Origin of the sequence: Tistrella bauzanensis (genome assembly GCF_014636235.1) — a bacterium.
Lineage (GTDB): Bacteria > Pseudomonadota > Alphaproteobacteria > Tistrellales > Tistrellaceae > Tistrella > Tistrella bauzanensis.
On record NZ_BMDZ01000004.1, the window covers coordinates 140580 to 154202 of the forward strand.

Below are 13623 nucleotides of genomic sequence, written 5' to 3' on the forward strand. Positions count from 1 at the left end.
GCCACCCGCCGGTCACGCGCATTTGTCCCGTAAGACGATACTGCGGACAGATCGGCTATGCCTACAGGCGAATTGTATTTTTGACGGCACCTTTTTTGAAGCGTGGTGAGTGAGGCGGGCATCAGGCAGAGCGATCGGCCGGTCGACGGGCCATGATCCCGGCCCGAAGCCCGCCTGCCGGTGCTACATCTGGCTCGGCAACCAGGTTGCGATCACAGGAAACGCGATCAGCAGGGTCAATGTGACCAGTTCCAGAAGGATGAAGGGCACGATCCCCTTGAACAACTGGGCAGACGACACCGAATCCGTGGCGCCAAGGACCGCGAACAGGTTCAGCCCCACCGGCGGCGTGATCGCGGCGATCTCGACGAGCTTGATGGAGATGATCGCGAACCAGACCGGGTCCAGCCCGACGGATTGAGAGATCGGGAAAAGCGTCGGCAAGGTGATGACGAGCAGCGACAGGGAGTCCACGAACATGCCAAGGATCAGATAGATGGCGATCATGCACGCCATCAACGTGAACGGCGAGACCCCGAGTTCGGCGATCGTCGTGTTCATTGTGGTGATGAAACCGCTGACCGCCAGAAATCGGCTGAACAGGAGGCCGGCGACGATGATCGCCAGAAGACGCGCCGTGCCATAGGCGCATTCCGCCAGCGAGTCCCAGATGCCCGGCAATTTTATCGTGCGTGTCGACAGGCCGATCAGCAGTGCGCCGGCGGCGCCGACGGCGCCCGCCGACGACGGCGAGAACCAGCCGACATAGATCCCGCCCATGACGAAACCGCCAAGGACCACCACGCTCCACACCGATTTGAGCCCGACGATCTTTTCCCGCCAGGAAAACCGTTCGTCGGTATCCGGTGCCCAATCGGAGAAGCGCAGCAGAAAGAGTTTGATCCCGACGATATAGACCGCCGCCGTCAGCAGGCCCGGCAGAACCCCGGCGATCAGCAGTTTGCCGGCGGACTGGCTGGTCAGGGACGCGACGATGACGATCGCGACCGACGGGGGAATGATGGCCGCCAGGGTGCCGGTGGCCGCGATGCAGGCGGCGGCCACGCCGGGCGCATATTTGTATTTCAGCATCTGCGGCATCGCCACGCGCGCGAACATGCTCGATGCGGCCAGGCTGGAACCGGAAGCGGCGGCAAAGGCCGCGGACGCCAGAACCGTCGCGATCAGCAGATTGCCCTTGGTGCGGGCGGTGAACCGGTGCGCGGCGTCATACAGGCCTTCGATAATCCGCGCGCGATAGCAGAACGACCCCATCAGCAGGAACATCGGGATCACGACCAGCGAGTAGTTGGAAACCGTGGCCACCGGCAGCGTCTTGAACGTCGCGATGGCAAAGACCGGGCCGGCGACGAGATACATTCCGGACGCCGCGACCAGGGACATGGCCCATACGATCGGCACGCCAAAAGACAACAGAAGCAACAGGGCGGCGATCGCGAGGCCACCATTCGTCAGGGCATCCATGATATTCGGCCTCTGTTAGACGATGTTCTTATGAGATCGGTGCTTCACGACGAGACGCAGGAACTGGACGATCGCGATCAGGCCGCATATGGCGAATGCCGCAAAAGCCGCGAACTTGACCGGATACACCGGCACAGGCAGCAGGCCTTGCGCGGTTTCGGTCTTGGCCCAGCTGCTTTCGAACGCGAGCCACGAGGTATAGGAGAAGAATGCGCATGTCGCCAACGCGACCACGGTCACGACGACATCGCCGAAAACCCTGAACCAGCCACGGAAATTCTGGGACACGATATCGACACGGATATGGGTCGCATGCCAGGTCACGCCGGGCAGCGCCAGGAAGGTGGCCGCAGCGATCATGACCTCGCTCAACTCCACCTTGCCGGCGATGTAGTGATTGAAGCCGAGGCCCAATACCACGTCCAGCGTGCCAATGATCATGGTGGCGGCGATCAGAAGACCGCACACCACCAGAGACGTCGCCTCAATCAGGCGAGCCGCCGTCTTAATCATCGAACGACGCGCGCTTTTCACGCAGGATCGGGGCAAGGCGTTCCGCCGCATCAGCAAGGCCTTGCTCGCCAAGTCGCTGGACCCAGAGATCGATGGTATCCAGGGCCGCGGCGTCGACCTTGTCGACATCGTCGAAATGCACCAGTTCGACACCCTTTGCAGGCATCGTGACCTCGACGGTTTCGCGCGCGAGCGTGTCATACGCCACGACCATCCGGGCCATCATGTCGTCGCTGACAGTCTGGAACAGCGTTTTCACGGTCTCGGGCAGTGCCTCATAGGCATCCCGGTTCATGAAAATATTCCAGGTGACATGCGAACCGGTGCTGAGATCGATGGCGTATTTCGCGACCTCGTCCAGCTTGGTCGAGAAGATCTGGTCATGGGGCGAATATGCGCAATCGACCGTCCCCTTCTGGATGGCTTCATACTGCTCGGCCAGCGGTACGTTCACCGGCACCGCGCCCAGCGACGCCCACCATTCCGGCATATAGGCGCCGGGCACGCGAATCCGCAGCCCCTTGATGGCCTCCAGGCTGCGCACCGGTTTCACGCAGGTCAGCTTGTAGGGGTTCGAGGCCTGTGCCGTCAGCTCGACGAGCCCGGCATCCTTGAGTTCCTTCTGAACCTGGGCGTCCTTCTGGAACTGCCGCCAGGTGTCGAGCGCCGCGGCAGGATCGGCATGCGTCCGCATCATCAGATTGCCGGCGGTTCCCGCCACTGGCAGGTCCGACATGAAGTAGCCCTGCGCCGTCACCCCAAGAGGCACCGCGCCCGAGCCGACCAGTTCCAGGATCTCGGTCGCGCCCCCCAGCGTGCCGCCCCAGAAAATCTCGATGGTGATGGCGCCATCCGATCGTTCGGCGACCTGATCGGCCCACCATCGTTCCCATTCCACGCCTGCATAAGTCTCGGGCAGGTAATGCGCCATGTTCAGCGTCATCGCCGGATACTCTTCCGCCCAACCACTGGTCGCTCCCAGACCGACGGTTAGTGCAGCCACAATTCCTGTCATAAATCGTTTCATTTTTTCCTCCCAGGTGCGCGCCGTCGTTGCGGTTCCTCCTCGCACTCTGATTGGCATACCAAAATGAATGGCGGTTCGCAATTCATTTTATTGTTGACGGACAGGGTCGCCCGGCGATACTTGACCGTCGGCGTGGAGATTCGCGGCGCATCTGAAACGTCAGGTCGTTCTGGCCTGGAGGATGCATTTCGAAAAGACAATGCACCAAGTGGAAAGATTTCGGTGCAGACGGGAGGTGCCAATGCAAGACGATTATTTACCCGGCCCCGAAGACATGCCTGCGACGGTCATCGCCCAACCCGTCGTCTACAGGATTCTGGCGCATGCAGAGACGTCTCCGGATGCCCTGGCGCTTGTGGCGACGGCGAGCGCCGGTGTCGAAGTCAGTCGGAGCTATGGCGCGCTGCGTGCAGACATCCTGCGGTTTGCCGACGGATTGCGGCGCCGAGGGGTGGCGCAGGGCGACCGGATCGGCATCTTCGCCGACAACGAAAATGCCTGTCAGGCCATCGTGGCGATCCTGGCGGCGAACCTGCTCGGTGCCGTGTTCGTCCCGCTCAATGCCCGCTATACGGCGCGCGAGTTGCTCGACGCCGCGCGGCGTGCCGCCTGTTCGGTCATTCTGGCGGCGGACCGGCTGGCCCCGACGGTGAACCGCATCCGCGGCGATCTGCCGGCGCTTCGCGAGATCATTCTGATGGAGAACGGCAACGGCGCCGCTGATTTCAAGTCCATTCTCGACCTGGGCGCCCCCGACGCGCAGGGTTGGCCGCAGCTCGCGCCGGACGACATCAGCGAGATCATGTTCACGTCCGGGACAACCGCCGCGCCCAAGGCCGCGATCGTGACCCATGGCCGCACGGCCGCCGCGGCGCATATCTACAGAACCATGCTGGACCTCCGGCCGGACGATCGGCTTCAGAGTTTCTTCCCGATTTTCACGACCGCCAGCACGAAATGCGTGATCCTGCCAATCCTCTCGGCAGGCGGTGCCGCGATCATCGATGCCGGCATGTCGATCCCCGACAGTCTCGCCCGTATGAAGACCTATGGTTCGACGATATATTATGGCGTCCCCGCCTTTTATATCTTCCTTCTTGAGCATATGCGGATCCAACCGGAACGCCCGTCCGCGCTGCGCCTGTTTATCTATGGCGGTGCCGCGATGCCACTGACGCCGATCCGGCAGCTTGCCGAATTTTTTCCAGAGGTCGGGTTGGCTCAGACCTTCGGCTCAACGGAAACCGGCGCCACCGGCACCATTCTTTATCCGCGCTATACGCTGTCCAGGATGGGGTCCGTGGGCCGCGCCGGGCCCTATACCGCGGTTAAACTGGTTGCCGACGACGGAACCGAGGTTGCCGATGGCGTGCAGGGCGAATTCGCGGTGCGGTCTGCGGCCGTCTTCGCGGGCTATCTTGACGATCCCGCAACCAGCCGGGCCACCCTGAAGGATGGCTGGGTACTGATGGGAGATATCGGCTATCGCGATGCCGATGGGTTCTTCTACCACACGGACCGAAAGAAGGACATTATCATCCGGGGCGGCCATAATATTGGTTCGATGGAAGTCGAGGACGTGATTTACAAGTTCCCCGACATCGAGGAAGCGGCCGCCATCGCCGTGCCACATCCGAAACTGGGCGAGGACGTCTTCGTTTTTGTCGTGATGAAAGAAGGCCGGACGCTCGACGCCTCTGCGCTGCTCACCTATTGCCGCGACATGCTCGCCGATTACAAGGTGCCACGCCATATCGTGGCCATCCCCAGCATGCCGCGCAACCCGATGGGCAAGATCCTTAAAACCGAGCTTCGCGTGACAGCGCGCGAATTGCTCGGCCTCGAATAGATGGTCGGGGCGCGGGTCGCGGCGGGTCGCTGACATCGACGCGATCGGCCGCGGCCCCTGTGCCGGCAGGATCCCGGGCCTACGGCCTGGTTGCTCCGGGTGCACCGTGTAAGCCGCGTGCACCGTTTAAACCGGGTGCACCACTCAAACCGAAGGTGATCAACTTCCTGTAGGTGTTCAGAACGTCGTCCAGCGCCGCGTCGCTCTGATCGCTCTGGGCCGCGAACTCGTTATACAGATAGTCTCGTGCCGCGGTCAGAGTGACTGTAATCGTATCCAGCTCATGCTCGCCGAAGGATGGAAATTCGCCGTTCTGCCAACTGCGGCGGAGCGAACTTCTGAACCGTGTCCTGATATGGTCCATATGAAGCCGGTATCCTTCAGGTGCCGCGATATGCGCTTCGTGGAGCAGGCGGAAGAACCATGGCCGTTCGCGCGCCCAGGAAATAAAGGCGCGGAGTGCGCGAAGCTCCACCTCGATGAACGAGTCCGCCCCTTTCACGGCCTTTCCGATATGATCCAGCGCCTCCCGCCCTTTGAGCGGCAGAAGAAGGTCGAATAGTTCCTGCTGATTGTCGAAATAGCGATAGAATGTTCCCTGACCAAGACCAGCTTCCTGGGTGATCTTGGCAACGGATGCATTCAGATATCCGACCTTGCCGACCACGACTGCGGCGGCATCGATCAATGCAGCGCGATTTCGTTCGGTTTTCTCAGATCGTGTCAGCTTTTGCTTCATAGGCCCGTCAATACTGAAACTATTTTCACTTTGGTTGGCGCAAGGGTACACAGTCGCGCGCCATCAAAAAACTGCTTTCGTGCGCTGCAGGCAGGATCGTTGCTGGCGGAAATCGCCGCCTCCATACGGTCATGCGCCGCTGGACGGACCGCCGAAGGCGCACCAGCCTCCGTCGACGGGCAGCGTGGCGCCGGTGATGTAGGATGCCCAGTCCGAGGCGAGAAAGGCCGCGACGCGCGCGATGTCGTCGGGTTCGCCGAAATCGCCCATCGGGATGCGGTTCAGGAATGCCGCCCGTGCGACCTTGCCGCCCTCGACGAGGTCTTTTGAAAGAGTGGTGCGGATCACCCCCGGCGCAATGGCATTCACCCGAATGCCGCGTCTGGCAAAATCCGCGGCCATGGTCTTGGTCATCATGACGACCCCGGCTTTCGAGACGCCATATCCGTTGGACGCGCGATGCGCCATCAGGCCGGTGATCGAGGACAGATTGACGATGGCGCCGGGGCGGCCGGCGGCGACCATGCGGCGTGCGACACATTGGGACATCAGAAAGACGCCCCTGAGATTGACGTCCATGACCCGCTGCCAGTCCTCGGGCTTCTGCTTCAGGGTTCCGACGACGGGTTCGGCAATGCCGGCATTGTTCACCAGGATGTCGATCTCGCCCATCGCCTCGGCGACGGCATCGACACAGGCGGCGCAACTGGCTTCCTGGCCGACATCGAGGGCGAAGGCGCGCGCGCCCTCGCCGATCTCTCCGGCGGTCCGTTCGGCATCGCCCGGTGACAGGTCGCACACCGCGACGCGCGCGCCGCAGGCCGCCAGCCTGATACAGATGGCACGGCCGATGCCGTTGGCGCCGCCTGTCACCAGCGCGACCTTCCGCGAGAGGTCGATCACATTGTCAGCCATGGGTCTTCGCCCTCTGCGGTCCGAAAACCGGCGCGCGCTTCTCGCGCAGTGCCGCCAGTGCCTCCCGGTGGTCGGCGCTGACATTGGTCAGGGCTTCATAGGCGATCGAGCTATCCATGATCGTATGCGCCAGTTGCTTCAGCCCGATATTGACGCTGACCTTCGACCACCGCACGGCCTTGATCGCAGACCTCTCCAGACGCCGCGCGAAATCCGAGACCGCCGCATCCAGCGCCGCGGCGGGAACCGCATGGTTGATCAGCCCCATCTCGGCGGCTTTCCGCGCCGGAATCCGATCGCCGGTCATCAGATATTCCTTGGCACGCGCATAGCCGATCAGTTGCGGCCAGATGACCGCGCCACCATCGCCCGCAACCATGCCGACCGACACATGCGGATCGGACAGAAACGTGTCTTCGTTGGCGAAGATCACGTCGCAGAACAGCGCCATGGTGCATCCCAACCCGACCGCCGGGCCATTCACCTTGGCAATGATCGGCTTTTCGCAGTCGAGTATCGAAAAGATGATCTGTTTCGCCTCGACCGCTGTCTGTTCGAAGGAGTCAGGGTCGTCGGCCGCCTGCTGCTGCCAGGCAAGATCTCCGCCGGCGCAGAAGGCCCGCCCCGCCCCGGTCAGAACGATGACGTCGGACGCCTCGTCTTGGGCCGCATCCGCGAACACCCGCGCAAGCTCGGTATGAAGGTCGGCATCCACGGCATTCAGGCTCGCGGGCCTGTTCATCGTCAAATAGAGGGTGCGTCCATCGTGGCGCCATTCAATCGCCTTGTACATCGCCCGATCTCCTCATGTCCGGGGGGGAGAGCTGTCACCATAGCGCCTGTGCCGGCCGCGTCAACAAATGTGAACTGCGAACCATCGTTCATTTTTCTTGACAGCCGAAGCCATCACGCCTTAAAGCCGTATAAGAAACAGGAGGCATGACATGCTGGCAGAGCGTGCGAACTATGGGCCAGAGCATGATGCTCTACGCTACTCCGTGCAGCGCTTCTTCGAGAGCGAGATCGCTCCGAACTATGCGGACTGGGAAAAGCGAGGCTATGTTGATCGAGATGTCTGGCGTAAGGCCGGATCTCTGGGCCTGCTTTGCTCAACGGTGCCGGAAGAATATGGCGGGCCCGGCGGTGACTTCCTGACAGCCAGCGTCATCATCGAAGAGCAGATGCGGCAGGGATACTCGGCGCCCGGCTTCTACACGCATTCTGATATTATTGCGCCCTATATTCTCGAATTTGGCAGCGAGGCACTCAAGCGGCGCTGGCTGCCCCGGATGGCCTCGGGCGAGGCGATTGCCGCCATCGCGATGACCGAACCCGGCGCCGGCAGCGATCTGAAAGCGATCAGAACCCATGCCCGCCGCGACGGCTGCGACTTCATCATCAACGGGGCCAAGACCTTCATCACCAACGGCTATCTCGCCGATCTGGTCGTGGTCGCAGCCAAGACCGCGCCAGAGAAGGGGGCCCATGGCATTTCGCTCATCGTGGTGGAGACGAAGACCCCGGGGTTCCGGTGCGGGCAGATTCTGGAAAAGATGGGACAGAAAGCTCAGGATACCGTCGAACTGTTCTTCGACGAGGTCAGGGTTCCGGCATCGAACCTTATCGGAGACGAGAACCAGGGCTTCAGCTATCTGATGCGGCAACTGGCGCAGGAAAGGCTGGCGGTCGCTGTCAGCGCGATCGGCTGGGCCAAAGGCGTTCTGGCCGACACGGTGCGATACACCCGCGACCGCCAGGTTTTCGGCAGCCCCCTGATGACTTTCCAGAACACCCAGTTCAAGCTGGCCGAATGTCGGGCCGAGATCATGGTCGGCGAGGCCTATGTCGACCGTTGCATAACCAGGCACATGGAGGGCCGACTGACGGATGCGGAGGCGGCTGCCGCCAAGATGTGGCTCAGCGAAATGCAGGCCCGCGTCATCGACACCTGCCTGCAATTCTTCGGCGGCTATGGCTATATGTCTGAATACCCGGTGGCACGGGCCTATACCGATGCGCGCGCCCAGCGCATCTATGGTGGCGCCAATGAAATCATGCGGATGATCATTGCCCGAAGCCTGTGAACGGCGAACCGGGCGGTCAATTCGTCAGACCGCCCGGTGTCTGATGTCTGCCGCCGCAGGCGCCCTGCCCCATCATCGCCTCAGCCCAGCGTCTTCGGGTCCACGCCTTCAGCCAGCAGACGTTCCAGGGCCGCGACCGCGCGTTCGAAGGTGCGGGTCTTGGTCCATTCGCGGTCGGCGGCGATCTGGTCGAGCAGGGCCGCCGTGCGGACATTCACCCGCAGGCTGACCGCCACCGTCGGCGGGCCGGGCGGGCGGCCGCGCGGGCGCGGGGTGTCGTCGGCCCAGTTGCGCGGATCGCGGCTGCGGAAGCCCGATTCCTCGGCCACCGGGCGCACCAGATCGCGGGTGGCGCGCGGGTCGTCGGCATGGCGGCGGCCGGGGCGGAAGTCGCTCAGATCCCGCAGCGGATCGGCGCCGGCGGTCTCAGGCGTCGTGGCATCGTCGTCACTGAACAGACGCGGACGTTTGCGTTCGGTCACCGGGCCTGCCCTCCTTGTGCGGCATGGTCTTGATCAGCACGTTCATTGTCGCGCAAAAGCTGCACCACGGCGGCAGCATAGGCGCGGGCATTCTCGATCGCCTTGTCGACACCCGAGACCTCCTTGCGGTCAAGCTGGTCGAGCGTGCCGCCATAGGCGAGGAAGGCATCGAAGGCGCCGCGCTCGATCAACTCCACGCCCAGAACGTTGACCTCTGCGGCCTGCAGATCCTCAAGAATCGCGCGCAAGCCCCGCGAGCGGATGGCAGCGCTGGTGCGGGTGAGCAGCACGGTATGCGGGATGCGGCGGCGGAAGGCCTTTTCCTGGCGCTTGACCAGTTGGATCGCCCGCACCGCCTGTTTGCCGTCGAGCTGCTTGGCCTGAAGCGGAATGATCACCAGGTCGGCGCGGCCGATGGCATAGGCGACCACGGTCGAGGCGGTGCCCTCCAGATCGACCAGAACGAAGGCGTGGTCCTCGGCCGCGGCATCGATCACCTCCACCACATTATGTTCGCCGATATCGCCCAGCACGGTCAGCGTATCGGGCTTGCCCGGCAGCTTCGCCCAATCGGTGATCGGGTGATTGGGGTCGGCGTCGATCACCGCCACCCGCGTCTTCGCCGCCAGCTGCGTGCCCAGAACCAGCGCCGACGTGGTCTTGCCGGCGCCACCTTTGGGGTTTGCGAACGCGATGATCGCCATCTCCGGGATCCCTCGATCTGGTTATGCACGGCCCGCCCCAGGCATTGGCCGCCCCAGGCACGGCCCCACTTAGGCACGGCCCCACTTGGGCACTGGCCGGCCGGCCCGCATCATGCGGCCACACCGGTTGCCGCGGCAGGGGTGGCGCCGGCTGCGGTCGTGCCATCACCGCCACGATCTGCCGGCTGCATGATACCGCACCGGGCCGCATGAACAAGCGGCAACCAGCTTCCGCCTGCTGTTTCCTGATTGATCTGGTTTTATCTGGCTTCTATTCGTCTGACATCGGTGCTTCCGGCGTATTTCCGGCAAGGGGCCAGCACCGGATGCGCCCCGGGCGACGATCTGCATCGATCCTGTTTGATCTGTATTGCGCATGATTTTTCAAGCTGTTTCCTGCATCAAAAAGCTGGCTGGCCGATCGGCAGATCCGTCTTGCGGGAGCCGGTCACCGGCATGCCGGCCGTCATGATGTCGCACCCGCTCCGTCGTATCTGCATCTGCGGTCCTGACCCTGGTTCCGACAGCCATGCCCACGATCATACGCCGCCCCTCCCCCGGCATCGGACCGCCATGGCATGCGCCATTGGCCCTTCGCCCGTGGTCCGGAACGCTCAGGGCGAATCGGGGCCGCTGTCATCGGCTCGGGCGCGCCGGTAACGATGCCATCCCGCCCCGTCCAGCCTGCCCCGTCCAGCCTGACCGGCCCATCCCGTCCGGCCACACAGACAGGCCCCATGGTGACCGGGCATGCCGTGGCCAGGGCTATCAGCCATCGCCAGACAATCCGGCAGCCCAGCCCGACCGCCATCCCGGGCACCGTCGCCACAGGCGCGGCGCCGCGCAGCGCCCGGCCGATGCACGGCCTTGGGCGACGGCATGTCGATCTTGGACAACGGTATGTCCAAGCAGGCGATCCACCGCTCCGAAGGCCTGCGACGGCACCATAGATGCGCCGACCGGCCCGCCATCGGCAATGCGCCATCTCCGATCCCGTTACATCGCCACGGCGGCCCGACCGGTGGCCGTCACCCGGTGCCGCATGGTGCCCCGCAGCCTGCCGCAGGTTCGTAGCCCGACCCCACGGCGTCCGGCAGACCTGCCGGCCACCGGCTGCGTCCTATGCGCCAGACGCACGGCACGATCCTTCCCCCTCCCCCTGCATCGCCATCACCCTCCCTGCCCCGTCCGCCGTCGCTGCCGCCATCATCCGGGCAACATCGGTGGGGGCCGGCATCGTCACCCGATCCGATGCCGTCGCCCGATCGCGGTCCGTTGCGGCGCGGGCTCCACGTGATCAGCGATCTGCCACCGCCCTGGCGGCACGGGCTGGATCTGCGGCCTTCTCGACACACGGGCAACTGCATGGCGCTGGCCTGCTGCCCCCGGCGCCGGGGTCGGCCGGTCGCGCGGCCGGCCGGCCCCTCCCCGGCCCTGGCATCTGCCTGCAGTATCTCGGCCGGATGCGGCGGCGAATTCACAGGCCACACATTCCCATGACCCACGCCCTGTGTCCGCCGGTCGCCTGACACGTTCTGCGGCATCGCAGGCTTCTGGCGGTTGATCTCGCTGTATCTCGCTGTTTCATGATTGCGCTTGCAGGAATAAGCTCGCAACAGCAAGACCGGCCATACCGGCCGCCGTGCCGCCGCCAGTCCGTCATCTGCAGCGCAGGTATAACCAGGATGTCACGAACCGTGCATGTTCCATCATATCCGCCAGATTATCAGTACCTTACATGTCTCCCGACATCGCTGCTCTCAGCACCCGCCGCGGCGCGAAACCAGCGCCCGGAATCGACCCGTCATTACAGTATGATCATGCTTTATAAAGTTAGTTCGTGCTTGTTCTTGCCGAAAACAGGCCACATCCCCTCCGCTCAGCATGTCCCCCGCCTTTGCCATACCGGCACAGACGGCCGTGATCCGTCCTGCTGATGCAGGGACCGGCTATCGATACGATCCCCGCCGCCAATGCCCAAACCATCGATGGCTCGTTCACATGCGCCATCCGACCGGCAGCCGGAGCCATCACCGTCCGGCCACCAGTCCAGACCCCGGCACCATCATTCATCGCCCGCCATCAGGGGTCCAACCGCCGTCCAACCGCGCCCCACATGATCCTCAGGGCAATTGCAATCTGCCACAGCAACGACATCGGATCGGCAACCAGCCGCCCCTTTTCAGACCATCCACCGCACCATCGCGTCGCCGCCGCACGACGCCCGTGGCACGCTGCCGCAATTCCACCTCAAGACCTGCGGAAGCCAGTATTGCAGATCGCACCGTCACCCCGATGTGTCTTGCCACCAGGCATCGGGCCACGCGACGGGCTGAGCGAAACACGGACCGACCACCGGCAACGGAGGCATTCAAAACCAGCCGCGCCGGCGGCTGCTCATTCTCTACCCAGACCCTCGGCCACGCCCATGTCCACGTCCACGTCACACCGTCGCCAGCTTGATCCACCTGTTTCATGATTGCGCTTGATAGAAATGGACGGCCATTCGGGCCTCGCGGTTGCCCAACCTGAACGCCGGGCAGGGCAACGCGGCCAATTCACGGCCGGCACGCACGAAACCGCCGCCATCGGCCGGATTGGCGGCCGATGCAGCCACGTCAAGGGGCGCGCCGGCAGCCAGGGTCATACCCGTTTCCGCCGAGCGGCCCTCACCGTTCACCTCCAACGACGCCACCCAACACCGCCATCCGCCGTCAGAGACTGTTTTAACCAGCCATTCCATGATTGCGCTTGATGGAAATTGGCAGCCGTTGAAGTCTCGCGGCCGTGCGATCTCAACGCCGGGCGGGGCAGCGCGGCCAATTCACGGCCGGCACACACGAAACCGCCGCCATCGACCGGATTGGCTGCCGATGCGGCCACGTCAAGGGGCGCGCCGGCAGCCAGGGTCATACCCGTTTCCGCCGAGCGGCCCTCACCGTCCACCTCCAACGACCCCGCCCAGCGTCGCCATCCGCCGCCCGAGCCTGTTTTAACCAGCCATTTCATGATTGTGCTTGATAGAAATTGGCAGCCGTTGAAGTCTTGCGGCCATGCGATCTCAACGCCGGGCAGGGCAGCGCGGCCAATTCACGGCCGGCACACACGAAACCGCCGCCATCGACCGGATTGGCTGCCGATACGGCCGCGTCGAGGACCGCGTAGGCGGCCGGAATCATCCCCGTTTCCGCCGGGCGGCCCTCACCGTTCACCTCCAACGACGCCACCCAGCGACGCCNCCGCGTAGGCGGCCGGAATCATCCCCGTTTCCGCCGGGCGGCCCTCACCGTTCACCTCCAACGACGCCACCCAGCGACGCCATCCGCCGTCAGAGACTGTTTTAACCAGCCATTTCATGATTGCGCTTGATAGTAATTGGCAGCCGTTGAAGTCTTGCGGCCGTGCGATCTCAACGCCGGGCAGGGCAACGCGGCCAATTCACGGCCGGCACCCGCGAAATCGCCGCCATCGGCCGGATTGGCTGCCGATGCGGCCACGTCAAGGGGCGCGCCGGCGGCCGGGATCATACCCGTTTCCGCCGAGCGGCCCGGCCGTTCACCTCCAACGACGCCTCCAAGCGCCGCCATCCGTCACCCGAGCCCGTTTTAACCAGCTATTTCATGATTGTGCTTGATAGAAATGGACAGCCATTCAACCTCGCAGTTGCTCAACAAAACGTCAGGCAAGGTGATACAAGCCATCCATCAACGGTATGCACGGCACCGCCCTCATCCGCCGATCTACTAGCAGCCTGTCGGAGTTGACCCCAAGGGTCTGGTTCGATCCGGTTTAGGGGCGTGCGGTGCTTTGATTGTGCGGTGATTT

The 13623-nt window shown here is 63.5% G+C and carries 14 protein-coding genes; 2 read left to right on the forward strand and 12 right to left on the reverse strand.

Features of this window, described 5'->3' with window-relative positions; all coding sequences use genetic code 11:
* Positions 1–183: 183 nt before the first annotated feature.
* The 3 genes from IEW15_RS03460 to IEW15_RS03470 are packed head-to-tail and all read right to left on the reverse strand — an operon-like array spanning position 184 to position 3106.
* Positions 184–1485, reverse strand: a complete 1302-nt coding sequence (locus IEW15_RS03460) for a TRAP transporter large permease (RefSeq protein ID WP_188574917.1) — start codon at positions 1483–1485, stop codon at positions 184–186.
* Between the two features lie 15 nt (positions 1486–1500).
* Positions 1501–2019, reverse strand: coding sequence for a TRAP transporter small permease (locus IEW15_RS03465; protein WP_188574919.1), 519 nt, complete (start codon positions 2017–2019; stop codon positions 1501–1503).
* Positions 1991–3106, reverse strand: a complete 1116-nt coding sequence (locus IEW15_RS03470; protein ID WP_188574921.1) for a C4-dicarboxylate TRAP transporter substrate-binding protein — start codon at positions 3104–3106, stop codon at positions 1991–1993. The genes IEW15_RS03465 and IEW15_RS03470 overlap by 29 nt, the downstream gene beginning before the upstream one ends.
* A 160-nt stretch (positions 3107–3266) precedes the next feature.
* Here IEW15_RS03470 and IEW15_RS03475 point away from each other — a divergent pair, with 160 nt between their 5' ends.
* The gene (locus IEW15_RS03475; protein ID WP_188574923.1) at positions 3267–4874 is read left to right on the forward strand and encodes a class I adenylate-forming enzyme family protein; all 1608 of its coding nucleotides are present in this window, start codon (positions 3267–3269) and stop codon (positions 4872–4874) included.
* A gap of 79 nt (positions 4875–4953) precedes the next feature.
* Here the strand turns inward: IEW15_RS03475 and IEW15_RS03480 are convergent, their stop codons facing one another.
* The 3 genes from IEW15_RS03480 to IEW15_RS03490 form a co-directional block, all read right to left on the reverse strand.
* On the reverse strand, positions 4954–5613 hold the full coding sequence (locus IEW15_RS03480; RefSeq protein ID WP_188574925.1) for a TetR/AcrR family transcriptional regulator: 660 nt from the start codon (positions 5611–5613) through the stop codon (positions 4954–4956).
* A gap of 129 nt (positions 5614–5742) precedes the next feature.
* A complete protein-coding gene (locus tag IEW15_RS03485) occupies positions 5743–6528 on the reverse strand; it encodes an SDR family NAD(P)-dependent oxidoreductase (protein ID WP_188574927.1) in 786 nt (261 codons plus the stop codon).
* Positions 6521–7321 (reverse strand): enoyl-CoA hydratase/isomerase family protein, encoded by an 801-nt coding sequence (locus tag IEW15_RS03490; protein ID WP_188574929.1) that lies wholly within the window; start codon positions 7319–7321, stop codon positions 6521–6523. The genes IEW15_RS03485 and IEW15_RS03490 overlap by 8 nt, the downstream gene beginning before the upstream one ends.
* 154 nt (positions 7322–7475) lie before the next feature.
* On the opposite strand from IEW15_RS03490, the gene IEW15_RS03495 reads away from it, so the two are divergent.
* Complete coding sequence (locus IEW15_RS03495) at positions 7476–8612, forward strand: acyl-CoA dehydrogenase family protein (protein ID WP_372401945.1); 1137 nt, start codon at positions 7476–7478, stop codon at positions 8610–8612.
* 80 nt (positions 8613–8692) lie between these two features.
* Here the strand turns inward: IEW15_RS03495 and IEW15_RS03500 are convergent, their stop codons facing one another.
* The 6 genes from IEW15_RS03500 to IEW15_RS03525 form a co-directional block, all read right to left on the reverse strand.
* The gene (locus IEW15_RS03500) at positions 8693–9094 is read right to left on the reverse strand and encodes a hypothetical protein (RefSeq protein ID WP_188574934.1); all 402 of its coding nucleotides are present in this window, start codon (positions 9092–9094) and stop codon (positions 8693–8695) included.
* Positions 9091–9798 carry a ParA family protein gene (locus IEW15_RS03505; RefSeq protein WP_188574936.1) on the reverse strand — a complete coding sequence of 236 codons (708 nt, stop codon included), beginning with the start codon at positions 9796–9798 and terminating at the stop codon, positions 9091–9093. Before IEW15_RS03505 ends, IEW15_RS03500 begins: the two co-directional genes overlap by 4 nt.
* Before the next feature lie 2473 nt (positions 9799–12271).
* A complete protein-coding gene (locus tag IEW15_RS03510; protein WP_188574938.1) occupies positions 12272–12445 on the reverse strand; it encodes a hypothetical protein in 174 nt (57 codons plus the stop codon).
* 29 nt (positions 12446–12474) lie between these two features.
* Positions 12475–12711, reverse strand: coding sequence for a hypothetical protein (locus tag IEW15_RS03515; RefSeq protein ID WP_188574940.1), 237 nt, complete (start codon positions 12709–12711; stop codon positions 12475–12477).
* Positions 12712–12803: 92 nt separating this feature from the next.
* Positions 12804–12977: a hypothetical protein gene (locus IEW15_RS03520; RefSeq protein WP_188574942.1), complete on the reverse strand. Its 174-nt coding sequence runs from the start codon at positions 12975–12977 to the stop codon at positions 12804–12806.
* A gap of 174 nt (positions 12978–13151) precedes the next feature.
* On the reverse strand, positions 13152–13325 hold the full coding sequence (locus tag IEW15_RS03525) for a hypothetical protein (protein ID WP_188574944.1): 174 nt from the start codon (positions 13323–13325) through the stop codon (positions 13152–13154).
* Between the last annotated feature and the right edge of the window lie 298 nt (positions 13326–13623).